The sequence below is a fragment of the Rhodococcus sp. NPDC056960 genome, assembly GCF_042674125.1.
Taxonomy (GTDB): Bacteria; Actinomycetota; Actinomycetes; order Mycobacteriales; family Mycobacteriaceae; genus Rhodococcus_F.
In genome coordinates, this window is record NZ_JBHURF010000015.1 from 60,949 (window position 1) to 77,918 (window position 16,970).

A 16,970-nucleotide genomic window follows, 5' to 3' on the forward strand; every position below is an offset into this window, starting at 1 on the left:
ACTCGGATTCTCGGGTGGGTCTTTCCCATCATCGGTTATCGCGCCGAGGCGGGGAGGTCTGCGCAGTTGGACAGCAGGCTCGCTGCTGCCGCGTCCAGGAAGACCCGGGTCGCGTGCGAACCCAGCGCCCCCGCTGCCGGTAGCTGCTGGGGCGTCAGCCCCTGCTGCATCAGCGTCGCGACTGCGGGCGCCTTGGCGTCGCCGGTAGTCATCAGCCACACTTCGCGGGAGCGCGTGATCGCCGACAGGGTCAGCGAAATCCGGGTGCTCGGCGGCTTCGGGCAGTTGTATACCGCCACCACTTCACGTTGCTTCTCCAGCACTGCCGGTGAGTCCGGGAAGATCGAGGCGACGTGACCTTCCTCGCCCATCCCGAGGAGGCAGATGTCGAACAGAGGCGTCCTATCCAGGCGACCGTACGCGCACAGTAGCGCCTGGTAGGCGCTTGCTACTGCGGTGGCGTCGTTGCCGAAGCCGCCGTCGGAGGGCGCCATGACGTGCACGCGGCTCGGGTCCACGGGCAGGTGGTCCAGCAGGGCCTCGCGCGCCTGTTTCTCGTTACGGTCGGGGTGATGTCGGGACACGAAGCGCTCGTCGCCCCAGAAGAAGTTCACTCGATGCCAGTTGACGATGTCGCGATTCGGGGCGGTGCGTAGTCGGTCGAGCACCGCTGTCCCGGTTCGTCCTCCGGTGAGCACCAACGATGCGTAGGCGCGCTCTTGCTGCGCCTGGGCAAGAGTCGAAAGCAACCTCGACGCGACGTCACCGGCGAGCTGTTCGCCGTCGTCGTAGATATAGGGGATCGGCTTCGGGAGGGTGGAAGCGGTTCTTATTGTGGTCATCTGAGGATCACCTCTGGTGAGTGTGTCGGTGCACCGTGCAGATCGAGCTGGTGGGTGGGAGGCGTCAGGTAGTTGGTCGTGCGCCGTCGCAGGCGGCGGCCGATTCCCTGCACCACCGCGTCCAGGTCTGTCTCGTCGAGTTGCTGGCCGTGGGCGGCGCCGGCGGCGCGGCTGATGTTCTCGTCCATCAACGTCCCGCCGACGTCGTTCACTCCGGCCTGGAGCAGTTGACGAACCCCGTCGAGTCCGAGCTTGACCCACGAGGCCTGCACGTTGTCGATCAGCCCGTCGTAGACGATTCGCGCAATCGCGTGGACCAGCACTACTTCTCGCCAGGTCGGCCCACGGCGCGCACCTCGCTTGAGGTAGATCGGAGCCGCCATGTGTACGAACGGAAGACCGACGAACTCGGTGAACCCGCCGGTCTCACGCTGGAGTTCTCGGGTGCGGAGGAAGTGGCGCGCCCAGTGCACGGGCTCCTCGACCGTTCCGAACATCATCGTCACGTTCGACGTCAGGCCCATCGAGTGGGCGACGCGGTGACATTCGAGCCACTCCTCGGTGTCGATCTTGTCCGGGCAGAGGGTCGCCCGGACGTCGTTGTCGAGAATTTCGGCGGCGGTGCCCGGGAGCGACTTCAGTCCTGCGTCGACCAATCGCTGTAGGTACTTCTCGAGCGGCTCCCCGAGCCGCTTGGCCCCTTCGGTTACCTCGAGGGCCGTGAAGCCGTGCACGTGGATGTCGGGCGCTGCTTCCTTCGCCGCGCGGCAGACGTCGATGTAGTAGTCGCCGTCGAAGGACGGATGGATGCCGCCCTGCAGGCAGACCTCGGTACACCCGAGATCCCACGCCTCCCGGACACGGCCGGCGACGTCCTGAAGGGTCAGCAGGTACGGCTTGCCTCGCAGGTTCAGCGACAGCGGCCCCTTGGAGAACCCGCAGAAGGTGCATTTGAAGGTGCAGACATTGGTGTAGTTGATGTTCCGGTTCCGCACGAATGTCACGTCGTCTCCGACCGCCCTGGAGCGGAGGTGATCGGCGAACTCGGCGACCTCGGCGACCTCTCCCCCGCGAGCTCCAAAGAGGGTGACGATCTCGCCCACTCCCGGTTCCTGCCCCGAGGCGATACCGTCGAGGACGTCCGTGACGGGCCCGCCGAACCCTCGCCTGCGGCTCGGCACCAGATCGGTGGGCGCGAACTCCGACCCGGAGCTCCAGACGGTCGAGCGTCGACCGATCTGGACGACTTCCGCCCCGGTGCCGACGTTCTTCGCGTCGGCGTGGCGCTCGGGGAACATCGCACCCGGGTCGTCGCGGCCGAGCGACTCGGCGTCCGACCGGTCCAGGATCGCGAAGCGCAGACCGGGGTCGATCCATTGGTCGGGGCGGCGCGCGAACTCGGGGTAGACGGTGAGGCGGGGTGTGAGGAACTTGCCGTGACGTTCGGTCACCTCGCGGAGCCGGTCGAGCGAGGGCCACGGTCGTTCCGGGTTGACGTGGTCGACCGTCACCGGGGACACACCACCGAAGTCGTCGATCCCCGCGTCGAGCAGCGCACCGACGTCTTCCGAGAGGTTTGGGGGTGCCTGCAGGTGCACATCCGGCGGCAGGATCAACCGCGCCATCGCGATCGTGCGGAGGAAGTCGTCCTGCGGGCAGGCGGGTTCGTTGCGCATCACGGTGTCCGGTTTGGGCATGAAGTTCTGCACGATCACTTCTTGGACGTGCCCGTAACGTCTGTGCAGGTCCGCGATGGCGCGCAGCGCTGTGACACGGTCCTGCGGAGACTCTCCGATGCCGACGAGGATCCCGGTGGTGAAGGGAATCGCGAGTTCGCCCGCGGCTTCCAGCGTGGCCAGCCGGCGTTCCGGTCTCTTGTCGGGCGCACCGCGGTGGGCCATCAGGGTTGGGTTCAACGACTCGATCATCATGCCCTGGCCGGGGCTGACCGTCCGCAGCAGCGACAGAGCATCCGGTGCGAGGGCTCCGGCGTTGGCGTGCGCCAGCAATCCGGTCTCCGCGGTCACGAGCCGGCACATTGCGGCCAGGTACTCGACGGTGGAGCCGTAACCGTGATCGCCCAGCCATTGGGCCGCGACGTCGTATCGGTCTTCGGGCTGTTCCCCCAGCGTGAACAGCGCCTCGTGACATCCCGCCTGCGCCCCTTGCATCGCGATCGCGAGCACCTGATCGGGCGTGAGGTAAGGCGCCTCCGCGCGTGCGGGTGAGCGGGAGAACGTGCAGTAACCACACCCGTCGCGGCACAGTGAGGTCAACGGAATGAAGACCTTGGGCGAGTATGTCACCCTCGTGCCGAAGTGTGAGTCGCGCAGTGCGGCTGCCCGTTCCATCAGCTCCGGGAGGGGACGGGTAAGAACGGCCGCGTCATCGACGGACAGCGCATCGAGGGCGCTCCTGGTGGTGCCGAGCTGGTGGATTGTTGACTTCGTACCTATATCGAGACTCATGGTGGGATGCTCTCTACGCCTCTACCGGTGTGATGGAAACCCCTCGAGCGCGGCTCGGCGGCTCCCACTTCGATCGATCAGAACAACTGGTACTCACTGCCGAACACTTCGCTGACAGATCCGCCTCGGAAGACCTGGCTGATCGAGTCGGCGAGGACGCCGGCGCAGGACAGCACGCGCACGTTGGCCGGTGCCTGGGGCGACAGCGCGATCGTGTCGGTCACGACGATCTCTTCGAACGGCGATGCGGCGAGGTTGTCGTAGGCCTGGCCGCTGAACACCGGGTGGGTGGCTGCGGCGAACACCCTTGACGCTCCAGCCCTCATCACCATCTCCCCCGCGGCACGGAGAGTGCCGGCGGTATCGATCATGTCGTCGACGATGATCGCGGTCTTTCCCCGCACATCTCCGATCACGTGACCTATCTCGGCGACCTGATGTTTCGGGCGTTCCTTGTCGAGAATCGCGAGATCGGCGCCGACGCACTTGGCGAAACTCTTGTTCAGCTTCACCCGGCCGGCGTCGGGTGCCACCACCACGACATCCTCCATCGCGAGATCGATGAAGTACTGAGCGAGCAACCTCATTGCCGTCATGTGGTCCACCGGGATCTTGAACATGCCCTGGAGCTGTCCGGCATGCAGATCCATCGCCAGGAGACGGTCTGCTCCAGCCGATTCGAGCATCCGCGCGACCATACGCGCGGAAATCGGCTCACGCGGGGCGCTCTGCTTGTCCTGCCTCGAGTACCCGTACCACGGCGTTACGGCGATGACGCGGTGCGCACTGGCAGCAACAGCGGCGTCGATCATCACCATCAGCTCCATCAGTGCATCATTGGTGGTGACCCCGGTCTCGGGATTGGTACATGTCGGCTGAACGATGAAGACGTCGGCGTCGCGGATCGACTCCTCGAACCGGCAGTACACCTCTCCGTTCGAGAAGGTCTTCAGCACAACCGGACTCAGCCCCACGTCCAGCTCGGCACCGATCGCTTTCGCGATGTCGGGGTTGGCTCGACCGGAAAACAGTTTCAACCGCTTGCCGTAATTCATCGGCATGCTCGTCGCGGTACCCGCGGACGTAGCGCAGTCCGCACCACTACTTGTCGGGATGCTTCTCAAGGCGGCCACCGTTCAAGGACCTCGCTGTCGTATTGGTGGAAGGTAGTACTGATGTGCCCGTCTTCGACGTGCGGCGGCGCCGGTCAGAGCAGTCCTCGGCCGAGTACGTATGCACCGCGGAGATCGGTCCCCTCGTACTCGATCGTGGCAAGCTCACGGACCCGGGCGCTCGCATTGACGGCCACCGTGTTCGGGAGCTTTCCGAACAGCGGGATGTCGGACGTGGAGTCGCCGTATGCAACGCAGTCCCTTTCGGCGAGTCCATACTCCGCGAGCAACTTGCTGACGATCGAAACCTTGTCCTCGGCGCTGAGGAGACTCTCCGGGCCGACCTCGCTCCTCAAGGCCACCTGCGCGCCGAACGCCGAATCGGCGCCCAACCCGGTCAGGCGTTCCACGAAGAATTGGGGTGACTGAGAGATGACAGTGCTGTATTCGCCGCGGTTGCGGATATCGGCGAAGACTTCGACCACGCCGCCGATCCACGGGGAGGCGGCGAACGCGTCATCGATGTCTGCCTCGCTGAGCCCTTCCCACAGGGGAAGGCAGAGTTCCCAGAAACGCACATCGCTGATCTCACCCCTGAACCAAGATTGCTCGATCAGCTCGCCTGCAGCGAGTTCTCCGACCGCTCTCGAGATCTCGATCGAAGCAGTGGACTGCAGGAGGGTGCCGTCCATGTCGAAGACGTGCAGCTTAGTCATCGTGCTGTGAACCTAACTGTGTGTGGAACGGGTTACAAGCCTGCCCGGGGGCCGGCGACCAGGGCGGTGTAAAAGTTGCGCCCGGTCGCCGGCAGCTCTCAGGAGAGTGCGAGTTCAGCGTCGTTGTGCAGGGGTGCGATGGCGTCGGCGTAATAGCTCTCCGGCACCTCCCGCTCACTGCGCTCGATCAGCTCGGAGAAATCCCACTTCCGCAGCAACTTGCCGTTACGGAACACCGGCTGCAGAATGTTCTCCTCCGGCGTAATCGACTCCCGCGGCACCGTCTGATACTCACCCTGCGACAGTCGCAACCCGAGTCGGCCGCGTTTGGACGCCTTCATTGCATCCCCGGTCGGCGCCTTCGCGATACCCCGCCACTCACCGTTGACACACACCGCGGACGCCTTCTGCCCGAAGTTCATCGTGTCCCGGTTGCAGTGTTGCAACAGCCCGCCGCCCATCCCGAAGATCGCGTTCTCCGCCGAGAAACCGCGGCGTTCGAGCTCGGCGTACACCCGCGGGAGACTGTCACGATTGACCCCGTCACCCTGCACCACCCGCACATAGTCGGGCAGCACCTTGAAACCCTTGCTGTTGGTGGTGTACCCGAAGCTCTCCATCAACCACTCGGTCGTCTCCGCGGTCACCTGCACCACATCACCCGAGTCCGGGCGCACCCCGACCAGTCCGGGAAAGTTCCGAACAACGTCGGCGAGCTCGCGGCCGATGATGTTCTTGACCGCGTTCTCGTGATCGTAGGTGTCGGTCAGCAGCAACGCCACCCCGCTCGGTGCGTGCACCTCGAGCATGTTCCGCATCGCCGCGGCCTCGTTCTCCCGACCCCACGCGCAGAAACTGGCGTGCTCGGAGTTCGGGCCGGAATTCGCCGGCGCGACCGCGTTGTAGTACTCCCTCGCCGCGAGAATCCCTGGCACGGTGTCACTCTGGTTGAAGTTGACCAGGTGCGCCAACCCCCCGAGCGCGGCCGACTGCTGCGAGCTCACCCCGCGGGCACCGTAGTCGTGCAGACAGTGTCGCAGAATTTCCGGGTGATCGGAGGTCCGGGCCAACGCCTCCTTGATGACCTGCTTGGCCAGCCAGCTGATGGTGCCAACCGTGGTCGGGTACCACACTCCACGCAGCAGCGCGGTCTCGAAGAAGCTCGTCACCCAGAAGTACTTCGGGTCGGTGTTGATGATCTGCACCAGCACGTTGCGGGTCGGCATCACCAGGCCCTCGGGCACCGCCTCGATCTCCACCGGCAAGAATCCATCATGATCGTTGAGGATTCCCAGCCAATTCTCCCGATTGAAGTGCATCCCCTGCTCACGGGTGATACTCTCCGCCTGATCGATATCTTCGAGCGTGATCGGATGCAGCAGATACTCCCGGATGAAGGCCTGCAAGCCCACGAACATCGTCACCGGGAACTCCCCACCCCGCGACTCGATGTAACTGGACACGTACTCCGTCCCTGCCGGATACAACGGGTAATGACAATGCTTGTAGCTATCGGTGTTGATGATGATGTTGTCGTAACTCCGACTCAAAGCCATCGCAATTTCGCCTTTTCTCGTGGTGTGTGATCGTTGCTACTTCTCTGCTGTCTGGATTTTCCAAGTCCCGGAGAGTTGCTGCGAATGCGGCCGAACCTTCGCGTTCGAGGTGCTGCGTTCGATCCAGAACTCGATCTTGTAAGACGTTGGCTACCAACATGTTCGGTCCATTACGTCTATCGAGCAGGTACCCGTCATGCGGGCGACCTATAGCGGGTTCGCTCTCTCAGTGCGCTGCATCACACTTACTATTAACGTTTATAGTGCCGCAGTCAAGAGGTTCGAGGAGATCAATTCTCAGCTCGCGCACTTTACTCGAAAACCGGCTCGTGCCACGGCTGGCCTGGACAATTCCCTGCCAACGATCAGCCGGCCGCATCCCGATTCCGCCCCTTCGTTTCCCGGCGCTACGGAACCCGAAATCCGGTAGAACGACCAAATATTAGAAAGGGTTCTACCTTGTGGATGCCTGAGTTACTCGCGAGCGCCGCGCCTACCGGCCGCGTGACGGACTTGAACCGACTATGAACCATGCACCTGGACAGACGAATACGGCCACCCACACGAGTGAATGACCGTATTCTCGCAGCCGGAGTCGGGGGTGCCGTGGCCAAGCGCCGACATGGCGAGGCGACCGGTCGGTGCCGACTCGACGAAGCGACCAACATGCGGTTCTCCCGCTCATTGCGGGACGGTCGCCCTGTCTACCTCAACCCGGGCGGGTCTGCGCTCCGACACTTGTCCTCGGTGTCAGAGTGATCCCGTTGCGGTATCCGACAGTAACCCCACAACATTCAGTTAGTTCCTCTGCGTTGTTCCTTCTAGGAGGCAGTAACGGGAGTGGAGATCTTGCGGTAGGTGTCCTTACGCCTGATGCGGTCGCCTTCGAACTCGAACACGTCGCACGCAAGTGTTTCCAGAACGGTCCCGTCCACTTGCCTTTGGAAGGTAGTCCACCGGGTTACAGCAAAATTCATACTTACAAGCGGCTTCTCCATCACGGTTTCGGTCGCCGAACCGCTTGGTCGAAGGTACATCTCGAATCCGCGACGAACATCGGCAGGACCTTCGAACCGGACTCCCGGATCGGGGCCGACAGAAGAGTGGAAGGTGCAATTGTCGGCCATCAGGTTCATCAGTGCGTCGACATCCTTGATGTTCCAGGCGTAGACGAACTGGTCGATCAACGTTGCACGGTCGTCAATAGTCATGGCTGCTCCATATGCTCCGGTTCGGGAAGCCTCCGGGTGCGCTGATGTCGCCACACAGGGGCCTCGACGAGTGGTTATGCCCGGCTGCCGACCTCGATGTCCGTGGCGCGAGGCATCCCAGCGCGGGCCCCGACGTGTGCAACAGACAGCGCGGCAGCAATATTTGCGGCTCGGACGGCGACGTCGAGTTCATCTCCCGCTGCTAGCCGGGTGATCAGAATGCCATTGAAGGTATCGCCTGCGCCGGTGGTATCGCGTGCCACCGCCGGCCGTGGCCGCACGTGGTCGACGTTCCCGTCGGGCGTGAGTACCAGGGCACCGTCACCTCCCAGGGTGACGACGACCGGGGCTCCGGTGCGTGCCATGGTCGCGGCGGCGGCTTCGCGGGCGTGGGTGTGCTCGTCACCGAGCATCTTTGCGAGTTCGACACACTCGCCCGCATTGGGCGTCAGGATCGGCCCGTACCCGAGGAGATCGGCAACCCCGGGAATGGGAGGGGCCGGATTCAGGACACAGCGTGCACCCGCGGTGGCGGCAGCGACCACCGCAGCCGCCACCGCGGCGTCGGGTATCTCCGTGCTGACCAGCACTGAATCCGAGGGTCTCAGATCGGAAACGAGGGCCCGCGTCACGTGTTCGACGCTCAGTGCGGCATTGGCACCCGCACCGACGGCGATCTGGTTCTCGGCGCCCGGGTCGACGACGATCAACGCGACCCCGGTGGCTTCCTGCTCGAGGACGGTGACGCCCTCCACCCAGATACCCTCGGCGGTAAGTTCGTCCAGCGCTTCGGTGCCGTTGGCGTCCGCGCCTACCGCTCCGACGAGATGCACTTCCGCGCCCGCCCGCGCGGCCGCGACCGCGGCGTTGGCGCCTTTGCCGCCGCCGTACCGTTCGACGCGGGTTCCCACGACGGTCTCGCCCGGACCGGGCAGTCTCTCAGCGGCGACGACCAGGTCGACGTTGATCGCTCCGACGACGAACACTCGCCCCCGGGTGGTACCCGCGTCCAGCGACGTACTCATGAACTACCTAAGGGTGTGGCCACGGAATCTCTTATCTGTAGCAGGGTCGGGAACGGCTCGGGAGCGGGCACGTCGACCTTGTCGTCGATGAGTTCGAACAGCAGGTTCGCGGCTCGCTCACCCATGTCCCGAGCCGGTTGGCGGACTGTGGTCAATCTCGGCGTGAGGAGCGAGACCAGCGGTAGGTCGTCGAAGCCGACGACGCTGAGTTCTTCGGGCACTCGGATGCCCTCGGATCGGCAGTACTCGAGCACGCCGATGGCCATCAGGTCGTTCGCGCACAACAACGCTGTGGGGCGCTCCGACGGCGGCCCGGACAATGCCTTCGCCGCGAGTTCCGTACCCGACTCCTGCCGGTAGTTTCCACCGAAGACCGGAACGGTATCGGGTTCGATTCCTGAGGCTGCCAGCGCCTCCCGATAACCGGCGAGTCGCTGTTGGGCCGTCCACAAACCCTCGGGACCGCCGATGACGGCGATCTTGCGATGGCCTGTTCCGAGCACATGTTGAGCGACTTCCCGGGCGCCGCGGCGGTTGTCCGACACGATGGCCGGCAGGTCGAATCCGGGGACCTGCTCGTCCACCAGAACGATCGGACCGAGCCGCGTGAGTTCGAGAAGCGACGTCGGTGACGTCGACGCCCCCGACAGATAGATGATTCCGTTCAGCCTCTGACTTCGGAGCAGCCGCCCGTTGAGCGACTCTCCTCCATCGGTGGCTTCGGGGGCACACAACACGACAAGCACTCCACGAGCAGCTGCGGCCTGTTCGACGCCTTCCACGAGGAGCGCGAAGAACTGGTTCGACAGTTCGGGGACCACGAGTCCGATCGTGGGCGCCGAACGTCTCTTCAACCCCCGCGCAGCCTCGTTGGGTGCGTAGTTGAGGACACGCACAGCGTCGAGCACGCGGGCTCGACGTGCGGGCGCAACCGGTCCGCTGTCGTTCAAGACGTAGCTGACCGTGCTCACGGACACGCCAGCGTGCCGGGCCACGTCTTTCATCGTCGGGGGCTGACCATTGCTCATAAAATTCTCAATCTACCGCAGCAACCGCGTGCACCGGCGACGGAAGGCCCGCGTCGACGCCCGCAGCCCAGTTCACGATCGAGGTCCACAGCGCCTGATAATGCTGCCACTCCACGAATTCCGGCGGCGCCCAATGTGGGGCCAGATCGGACGCGAACGCCACCGAGCGGCCGACGCCGGCGGTACCGACGACCAGCAGCGGGTCTTCGCGGAAGCGCGCGACAACCGTCGCGTCGGATTTGGCGATGACCCGGTTGTAGCCGAGAAGCATCGGCCATTCCGCGGGGGTTCCGCCGAGGATCTCGTGATTCGGTTCGTCGAACGTGGCGTCGAGGCCTTCGGGAACTTCGATGCGGTCGTCGTAGTCGAGCATGGTGACCGGAAGCACCGGTGCCAGCGGGCTCATCCCGTAGCGGGCCTTGCCGTCGATCCCGGTGAACGACATGTAGCCGCCCACCATGATCAGGCCCCCGCCGGCTTCGGTGAAGTCCGCGAGCAGCGACAGGCGGTTGACGCTGCGTTCGGAGCGCAAAAATGTCTCGTCGGCCAGCAGGAAGGAGTTCGCTCCGATGTCGCTGAGGACCACGACGTCGAACTGCTGCAACTCTTCCAGCGCCTTCGGGAACCGCCCCGAGATCTCGTGGGCGCGCAGGTACGTCACGTCGAGCCCGGAAGCGTCCAGCGAGTCCAGGAAGACGCCGCCGCCTTCCTCGTACTCGACTGTGCGAAATTCGTCGAAGCCCTTGATGTGCACCGTGTGCTTGATCCACGATTCGCCGACCACGAGCACCCGGGTGGCGCCGTCCTTAGTCGAAGTCATACCTACTCCAAATTTCAAAGAATGTGTGTGTGCAACTCGAGCCGTCGCCCGCGGTCGTCGTTGTCGGAAGCGGGCGGACCGACGTCCCCGTCAGTGAACGAGGCGATGCCGGTCCGCCGTGATCTGCGGCGATGAACGGATCGGTCAGCTCTTGGGGAGCGGCCGGTCTCCTACAAAGTCCGGCAGCACACGAGCTTCCGGAACCTGCGGCATCGTCGTCTCGCGTGAATCCCAGCCGATCATCTTGTCCGGCACCAATTCCAGGTAACGGCGGTCGGCGAATTCACCGAACTCGAAGTACTGCTCGGCGTAAGGGTGACCCGTGCCGAAGTACTTCTCGAACACCTTGTCCTGGAGCTTCTTCACGAGAACCTCGTCTGTGGCTTCGACCAGCGTTCCCAGGATGCGTACACCGCTGACGGTGGCGTACTCGTCGCCCGAATCGACCAGCGCGGCGATTTTCCGGCCTGCCTGCGAGTTCGCACCGTGGCGGCTACCGGCATCGATCGGGAGGAAGATCCTCTTCTCGTCGACGACGAACCACAGGGGAGTCAGGTAGATGCTCCCGTCGGCATTCACGCTCGCCACACGAATGCTCTTGGCCCGGTCGAGGTAGCCCCACCTCTTGTCGCCCCGCAGAGGGGCGGTCTGGCTTGCGGTCACGGCCATTGCTCTCTCACTTCCTCAGTTCTTGGAGGGTCTTGTGGTAATCCGGCACCTCGACGAGTCCCACGCGGGGAGACGGTCCGCTCGTCCAAAAGAAGACGGTCCGCACGCCGGTGTTCTCGAGGGTGTAGGTGTATCCGGCCGGCAGGTAGATGTGCTCTCCCGGACCGGCTTCGAGCACGACCTCTCGGTCGTTCGCATCCTTGACCCGCAGCTTGATGTGCCCCTCGAGGCAGTAGTGCGTCTCGTCGAAGTTGGGCTGCTCCCAGTTGTAGGGAGCGTGGTCGGGCTCCTGGTAGCAGTAGCCCTGGCGGAAGTAGCGTGCGTCGTCGCGCTCCCGTGACAGGAAGATCGCGGTGTCGATGCCGGTGTTGAACTGCATACGCGGCATGCTGCTGATCTCGTCTTCAGTGATCACCCGCGGGTAACGTCGCGCGTTCGGCGCTGACGGATCGAAGTCGGCCATCCGGGTCTTCCCTTCATTTCGAGTCGGTTTCCGGAAGCATCCACAATGGTGGCCAGGCAGACTGAGCGCAGTTGGCTCGTGCTGGATCTTTCGGGTGATTCCCGCGACGACCACCGGGATTGCTAGCCGGTGTGAAACGTTTCCACTTTGGAGATCTAATCTGGCATTTTACCTGTTGTAATGCCGACTGGATTCGTTTCTAATCTACAAGAGCGGTTATGGAGCGTCAAGTGTTCTGGAGGAATCTCGCGTGCCTGTCGCGGACACCGTTCCGCACGCCCGGGACCTGCACACCGCACTGTGGACAGCCTTGTTCCCTCAGCGCACGGCGGCAACGCTCCGGTCTCCATCCGGTCCGTGACTACACCCGCCGGGCCGCGGCCTTCCGGTACAGCGAGACCAGGGAGTTGGTCGATTCATCGTGACCGAGCGCGGGCGGCTCGTCCTGAGAGAGCTCGTCGAAGATGCGGTGGGCGAGCACTTTGCCCAGCTCCACACCCCATTGATCGAACGAGTTGATCCCCCACAAGACCCCCTGGGTGAACACCTTGTGCTCGTACAGAGCCACCAGCTGGCCGAGCACGAACGGGTCCAGCCTCCCCGCCAGCAGCGTATTCGTCGGTCTGCCCCCCGCGAAACTTCGGTGCGGGACGAGGTCGGCCCGTACCCCGGCAGCCGCCACTTCCTCCTCGCTGCGACCGAAGGCGAGAGCCTCGGTCTGAGCGAAGAAGTTCGCCATCAACAGATCGTGGTGTTCGTCAGGACCGTCGACGGGACGAAGAAAGCCGATGAAGTCGCAGGGGACGAGGTGGGTGCCCTGGTGCAGCAGCTGGTAGAAGGCGTGCTGGCCGTTCGTGCCGGGTTCGCCCCACACGACCGGGCCGGTACGGACCCGGACCGGACGTCCCTCCGTGTCCACCGATTTGCCGTTGCTCTCCATGTCGAGCTGCTGCAAGTACGCCGGAAAGCGTGCGAGGTACTTGCTGTACGGCAGTACGGCATGAGTCTGAGCGTCGTGAAAATTGTTGTACCAGAGTCCGATCAGTGCGAGGAGCACCGGCATGTTGCGGCCGAACGGGGCCTCGCGGAAATGAGTGTCCATCGCACGGAAGCCGTCGGTCATCGAGGCGAAGTTCTCCGGCCCGATCGCGATCATCAACGACAGTCCGACCGCCGACTCGACGGAGTACCTACCGCCGACCCAATCCCAGAAACCGAACATGTTCTCGGTATCGATCCCGAAGCGACTCACCTGTTCCGTATTGGTGGAGACGGCGACGAAGTGTCTGCCAACCGCGTCCTCGTTGCCGAGCGCGTCCACCAGAAGCCGGCGCGCGGTGCGCGCATTGGTCAGTGTCTCGACAGTGGTGAACGTCTTGGACACCACGACGTACAGGGTTTCGCTCTGATCGAGATCCCGGACCGCCGACACGATGTCCGAGCCGTCGACATTGGAGACGAAACGGACGTTCAGTCCCGGATCCGAGTAGGCCGACAGCGCTGCGGCCGTCATCACGGGACCGAGATCCGACCCGCCGATCCCGATGTTCACCACGTTCTTGATGGCCTTACCCGTGTATCCCAGCCACGCTCCCGACCGGATCCGGGTCGCGAAGGCGGCCATGTCGTCGCGCACGCGGTGCACCCCCGGTACGACATTGCCTCCGCCGATCACCATTCGCTCACCGCGCGCGGCGCGCAATGCCACGTGTGCCACGGCGCGATCTTCGGTCATATTGATTCGCTCCCCCGCGAACATCGCCTCGATCCGCCGGTCCACCCCGGCGGCGTAGGCGAGGTCGACCAACTCGTCGATCACCTCGGCGTCGACGAGGTTCTTCGAGTAATCCAATAGCAGTCCGTCGACACCGAGGGTGAACTCAACAGCGCGTCCGGGGTTTTCGGTGAAGAGTCGGCGAAGCGATACTCCGTCGAGGCGTGCTCGGTGTTTCCCGAGCGCGGCCCACTGCGGCCGCTGATCGACCGGGGTCTGAAGGAATTCCATCATCGCCTCACATTTCTCGAGCCTTCGGCCGCCGATACGGGGATCGGCGGTGGTATCTGTGCTGGGTTACGGGACCGGTCGACCTGCGCGCGGGCGTCGTCGAGAAGCTGCGCGACGGTCGAAGTGAGTTCGTTCCAGGCGACCTCGAACTTCTGCAGTCCCTCGGCTTCGAGCGCACGGACGACGTCGTCGTACTCGACTCCGGCGAGCGTGAGCTTGTCGAGGACCGTGCGCGAGGTGTCGTATGTTCCGGAGATGCTGTCGCCGTCCACGACGCCGTGATCGGCCACGGCGTGCAGTGTCTCCTCCGGCATCGTATTCACCGTTCGGGCGGCGATTAACTCGGTGACGTACCTGGTGTCGAAGTACGCGGGGTCCTTGACACCGGTGGAGGCCCACAGGAGGCGCTGCGGGTGGGCGCCGTCGGCCTCGAGCGCCCGCCATCGAGGAGTGCGCAGCATCGTCTCGAACTTCTCGTAGGCGAGCCTGGCGTTTGCTATCGCGGCCGCCCCGCGCAGGTAGTCGCGAGCGTCCTCGCCGAGGCGGCGGTCTACTTCCGTGTCCACTCGGGAGATGAAAAATGATGCCACAGATTGGATGGCGGCCAGGTCGTGGCCGTTCGCGCGGGCCTGCTCGAGACCGGCCATGAACGCGTCCTGGACGCCTTCGTAACGTTCGAGAGAAAAGATCAGCGTCACGTTGACCCCGATGCCGGCCGCGAGCGTCTGTGTGATGGCGGGAAGGCACTCGGCCGTCGCCGGAATCTTGATCAGGACGTTGCGGCGACCGATCAAGCGAAAGAGGTCGCGGGCCTCGGCGACGGTGCCCGGCACGTTGCGCGACAGGTAGGGGTCCACCTCGATCGAGACATATCCGTCGGTACCTCCGGATCGTTCGTACGTCTCCTGCAGAATCTCGCAGGCCCAGCGGACATCGGTGGTGGTCAACGCTCGTACGGCCTCGGCGGCATTCGCCCCCGCGTTCGCCAGCACGAGGATCTGCTCACCGTAGGCGGCCTCACCCGACTGCAGGGCGTTCTCGAAGATCGACGGGTTGGTGGTCACGCCGCACACGGACCAGTTCCGCACGAGTGCGGCGAGGCTCCCCGACGCCAGGCGGTGACGAGACAAATCGTCGAGCCACACTGCAACGCCGGCGGCGGACAGCCGCTGGAGCGGGCCCGACGCGGCCGGGGATTGCGCGGAGTTGCGCTCCTCCCCCGCCGGCCGTTCGTCGGTGTCGAGGTACTCGTGAGGGCGGACAGTGCGCCCTCGATCGTTTCTCATTCGAAGTCTCCTTGACCGTTCCGGCATGGCCACATATTGTCATGTAAACGTTTCTACTCGGGAGGTCATCCCATCACATGCCGAATGCCCCTGACAACCTCATGACCCACGATTCCCCGAGCGCCTCGGCCGGCCCGATCGCCGCGATGACGCTCCGGCTCGGACACCCCGGCTGGATTCCCGGACGCAACGCACCAGATCCGATGCCTCCGTGCTCCATCGATGCAGGTGAAAGACCTGCAATTCTCCGTTCGACTCCTTCCATGCCCCAGGTCAGGTGACCATGTCCAACACTTGTGCGTCTGCAACGCTCCTCGATGACGCCGCGACACTCTTCCTCGATGGCGAGTGGTGCACCTCGGAACAGACATTTAATCGATTCGAGCCGTACGCGACAGATCGACTGTCGGGCATATTCGCGTCGGCGACTCCCGCTCACGTACGCCGCGCCTACGACGCGGCCGAGAAGGCCCAGCCGGGATGGGCTGCCACACCTGCCGTCCAACGCGCCGACGTCCTGCGCCGAGCAGCCGACCTGCTCGAGGCCAGGGTCGAGACGGCCGCTCGCCGGCTCACCGCCGACATGGGCAAGGCCATCCGCGACGCCCGCGGCGAGGTGCTGCGCAGCGCTGCGATCCTGCGCTACTACGCCGGCGATCTGCTGCAGCCCTCGGGCGAGACCTACCCGAGCGCAGACCCCGAGACCATTCTGCTCACCGTCGAGCAACCCCTCGGGATCGTGTGCGCCATCACGCCGTGGAACTTTCCGTTCGCGATTCCGACATGGAAAATCGCTCCCGCAGTAGCATTCGGCAACTCCGTGGTGTGGAAGCCGGCCGAAGTGGCCTCAGGCAGCGCGGTATTGCTCACCGAGATTTTCGCCGAGGCGGGTTTGCCGACCGGTGTGCTCAACCTTGTCACCGGAAAGGGCCGTTCCCTGTCCGGTTCGTTGACCGGGGACAACCGCTTGGCGGCGTTGACCTTCACCGGATCCAACGGTGTCGGTGTTCGCCTCCGTGAGGCGGTCGCAGACCGCAACGTCAAGGTGCAACTCGAACTCGGCGGCAAGAACCCTGCCATCGTGCTGGCGGACGCCGAACTCGAGGACGCGGCCGTGCAGGTCGTTCGCGGAGCCATGCTGGCGGCCGGACAGCGCTGCACGGCCACCAGTCGCGTCTACGTTCAGCGCCAGGTGGCAACGGAATTCCGCGAACTGCTGCTCGCCCAGGTGAACCGACTGGTGGTGGGCAACCCGTACGACGAGGCCACCGACATCGGGCCGATGTCCTCACCCGAGCAACGCGACACCGTCGTCGAGTACCTTCGGCTCGCGCACGAGGAGGGTGCGGACATACTGCTCGGTGGCAAGACAGACGGTGAGGGCTGCTTCCTCGAACCGACGGTACTGACCGGCGTGTCCCCGTCCAGCCGACTCGTGCGGGACGAAATCTTCGGCCCGGTGCTCGTCCTGACCGAGGTCGAGACTTTCGACGAAGCCCTCGCCGCGGCGAACGACACCGAGTTCGGCCTGTCGGCCTCGCTGTTCACCTCGAACATCTCCAAAGCCATGCAGTTCGTGACCCGGATCGATTCCGGCCTGGTGCATGTCAATCGGGAGACGGCGAGTGTGGAGCCGCACGTCCCGTTCGGCGGGGTCAAGGCCTCGAGCAGCATGAATCGTGAGCAGGGAAAGGCTGCCCGCACGTTCTTCACCACCACCAAAACGGTCTATCTCAGATCGCCGAACTAGCGGGGCGATCGCACATTTT

14 protein-coding genes are annotated in these 16,970 nt (G+C 64.2%); 1 reads left to right on the plus strand and 13 read right to left on the minus strand.

Annotation, left to right across the window (positions count from 1 at the left end):
- Positions 1–35: 35 nt before the first annotated feature.
- The 13 genes from pgl to tal all read right to left on the minus strand — a co-directional run bounded on the left by pgl (position 36) and on the right by tal (position 15,201).
- Complete coding sequence (pgl, locus tag ACFTWF_RS23970; protein WP_378463664.1) at positions 36–842, minus strand: 6-phosphogluconolactonase; 807 nt, start codon at positions 840–842, stop codon at positions 36–38.
- Complete coding sequence (gene cofH / locus ACFTWF_RS23975; protein ID WP_378463665.1) at positions 839–3,310, minus strand: 5-amino-6-(D-ribitylamino)uracil--L-tyrosine 4-hydroxyphenyl transferase CofH; 2,472 nt, start codon at positions 3,308–3,310, stop codon at positions 839–841. The genes pgl and cofH overlap by 4 nt, the downstream gene beginning before the upstream one ends.
- 77 nt (positions 3,311–3,387) lie before the next feature.
- Positions 3,388–4,365, minus strand: a complete 978-nt coding sequence (locus ACFTWF_RS23980; RefSeq protein WP_378463666.1) for a ribose-phosphate diphosphokinase — start codon at positions 4,363–4,365, stop codon at positions 3,388–3,390.
- 152 nt (positions 4,366–4,517) lie between these two features.
- On the minus strand, positions 4,518–5,138 hold the full coding sequence (locus tag ACFTWF_RS23985; RefSeq protein ID WP_378463667.1) for an HAD family hydrolase: 621 nt from the start codon (positions 5,136–5,138) through the stop codon (positions 4,518–4,520).
- A gap of 98 nt (positions 5,139–5,236) precedes the next feature.
- Positions 5,237–6,694: a nicotinate phosphoribosyltransferase gene (locus ACFTWF_RS23990; RefSeq protein ID WP_378463668.1), complete on the minus strand. Its 1,458-nt coding sequence runs from the start codon at positions 6,692–6,694 to the stop codon at positions 5,237–5,239.
- An 821-nt stretch (positions 6,695–7,515) separates the two neighbouring features.
- Entirely contained in the window at positions 7,516–7,905 is a 390-nt protein-coding gene (locus tag ACFTWF_RS23995; RefSeq protein ID WP_378463669.1) for a nuclear transport factor 2 family protein, read from the minus strand.
- 74 nt (positions 7,906–7,979) lie between these two features.
- Entirely contained in the window at positions 7,980–8,930 is a 951-nt protein-coding gene (locus ACFTWF_RS24000) for a PfkB family carbohydrate kinase (protein ID WP_378463670.1), read from the minus strand.
- Positions 8,927–9,958 carry a LacI family DNA-binding transcriptional regulator gene (locus tag ACFTWF_RS24005; protein ID WP_378463671.1) on the minus strand — a complete coding sequence of 344 codons (1,032 nt, stop codon included), beginning with the start codon at positions 9,956–9,958 and terminating at the stop codon, positions 8,927–8,929. The genes ACFTWF_RS24000 and ACFTWF_RS24005 overlap by 4 nt, the downstream gene beginning before the upstream one ends.
- A 7-nt stretch (positions 9,959–9,965) precedes the next feature.
- Positions 9,966–10,778 (minus strand): glutamine amidotransferase, encoded by an 813-nt coding sequence (locus ACFTWF_RS24010; RefSeq protein ID WP_378463672.1) that lies wholly within the window; start codon positions 10,776–10,778, stop codon positions 9,966–9,968.
- Positions 10,779–10,922: 144 nt separating this feature from the next.
- Entirely contained in the window at positions 10,923–11,447 is a 525-nt protein-coding gene (locus tag ACFTWF_RS24015) for a pyridoxamine 5'-phosphate oxidase family protein (protein ID WP_005561315.1), read from the minus strand.
- A 7-nt stretch (positions 11,448–11,454) separates the two neighbouring features.
- Positions 11,455–11,862: a hypothetical protein gene (locus ACFTWF_RS24020; RefSeq protein ID WP_378463673.1), complete on the minus strand. Its 408-nt coding sequence runs from the start codon at positions 11,860–11,862 to the stop codon at positions 11,455–11,457.
- Positions 11,863–12,271: 409 nt separating this feature from the next.
- On the minus strand, positions 12,272–13,915 hold the full coding sequence (pgi, locus tag ACFTWF_RS24025; protein ID WP_378463820.1) for a glucose-6-phosphate isomerase: 1,644 nt from the start codon (positions 13,913–13,915) through the stop codon (positions 12,272–12,274).
- A complete protein-coding gene (tal, locus tag ACFTWF_RS24030) occupies positions 13,915–15,201 on the minus strand; it encodes a transaldolase (RefSeq protein ID WP_378463674.1) in 1,287 nt (428 codons plus the stop codon). Before tal ends, pgi begins: the two co-directional genes overlap by 1 nt.
- A 283-nt stretch (positions 15,202–15,484) precedes the next feature.
- Between tal and ACFTWF_RS24035 the strand changes: the two genes are divergently transcribed.
- On the plus strand, positions 15,485–16,951 hold the full coding sequence (locus ACFTWF_RS24035) for an aldehyde dehydrogenase family protein (protein WP_378463675.1): 1,467 nt from the start codon (positions 15,485–15,487) through the stop codon (positions 16,949–16,951).
- Positions 16,952–16,970: the final 19 nt, after the last annotated feature.

Excerpts from the sequence above, each read along its gene's own strand:
- pgl (WP_378463664.1), bottom strand. The coding sequence starts at position 842 with ATGACCACAATAAGAACCGCTTCCACCCTCCCGAAGCCGATCCCCTAT.
- cofH (WP_378463665.1), bottom strand. The coding sequence starts at position 3,310 with ATGAGTCTCGATATAGGTACGAAGTCAACAATCCACCAGCTCGGCACC.
- ACFTWF_RS23980 (WP_378463666.1), bottom strand. The coding sequence starts at position 4,365 with ATGAATTACGGCAAGCGGTTGAAACTGTTTTCCGGTCGAGCCAACCCC.
- ACFTWF_RS23985 (WP_378463667.1), bottom strand. The coding sequence starts at position 5,138 with ATGACTAAGCTGCACGTCTTCGACATGGACGGCACCCTCCTGCAGTCC.
- ACFTWF_RS23990 (WP_378463668.1), bottom strand. The coding sequence starts at position 6,694 with ATGGCTTTGAGTCGGAGTTACGACAACATCATCATCAACACCGATAGC.
- ACFTWF_RS23995 (WP_378463669.1), bottom strand. The coding sequence starts at position 7,905 with ATGACTATTGACGACCGTGCAACGTTGATCGACCAGTTCGTCTACGCC.
- ACFTWF_RS24000 (WP_378463670.1), bottom strand. The coding sequence starts at position 8,930 with ATGAGTACGTCGCTGGACGCGGGTACCACCCGGGGGCGAGTGTTCGTC.
- ACFTWF_RS24005 (WP_378463671.1), bottom strand. The coding sequence starts at position 9,958 with ATGAGCAATGGTCAGCCCCCGACGATGAAAGACGTGGCCCGGCACGCT.
- ACFTWF_RS24010 (WP_378463672.1), bottom strand. The coding sequence starts at position 10,778 with ATGACTTCGACTAAGGACGGCGCCACCCGGGTGCTCGTGGTCGGCGAA.
- ACFTWF_RS24015 (WP_005561315.1), bottom strand. The coding sequence starts at position 11,447 with ATGGCCGTGACCGCAAGCCAGACCGCCCCTCTGCGGGGCGACAAGAGG.
- pgi (WP_378463820.1), bottom strand. The coding sequence starts at position 13,915 with ATGGAATTCCTTCAGACCCCGGTCGATCAGCGGCCGCAGTGGGCCGCG.
- tal (WP_378463674.1), bottom strand. The coding sequence starts at position 15,201 with ATGAGAAACGATCGAGGGCGCACTGTCCGCCCTCACGAGTACCTCGAC.
- ACFTWF_RS24035 (WP_378463675.1), top strand. The coding sequence starts at position 15,485 with ATGTCCAACACTTGTGCGTCTGCAACGCTCCTCGATGACGCCGCGACA.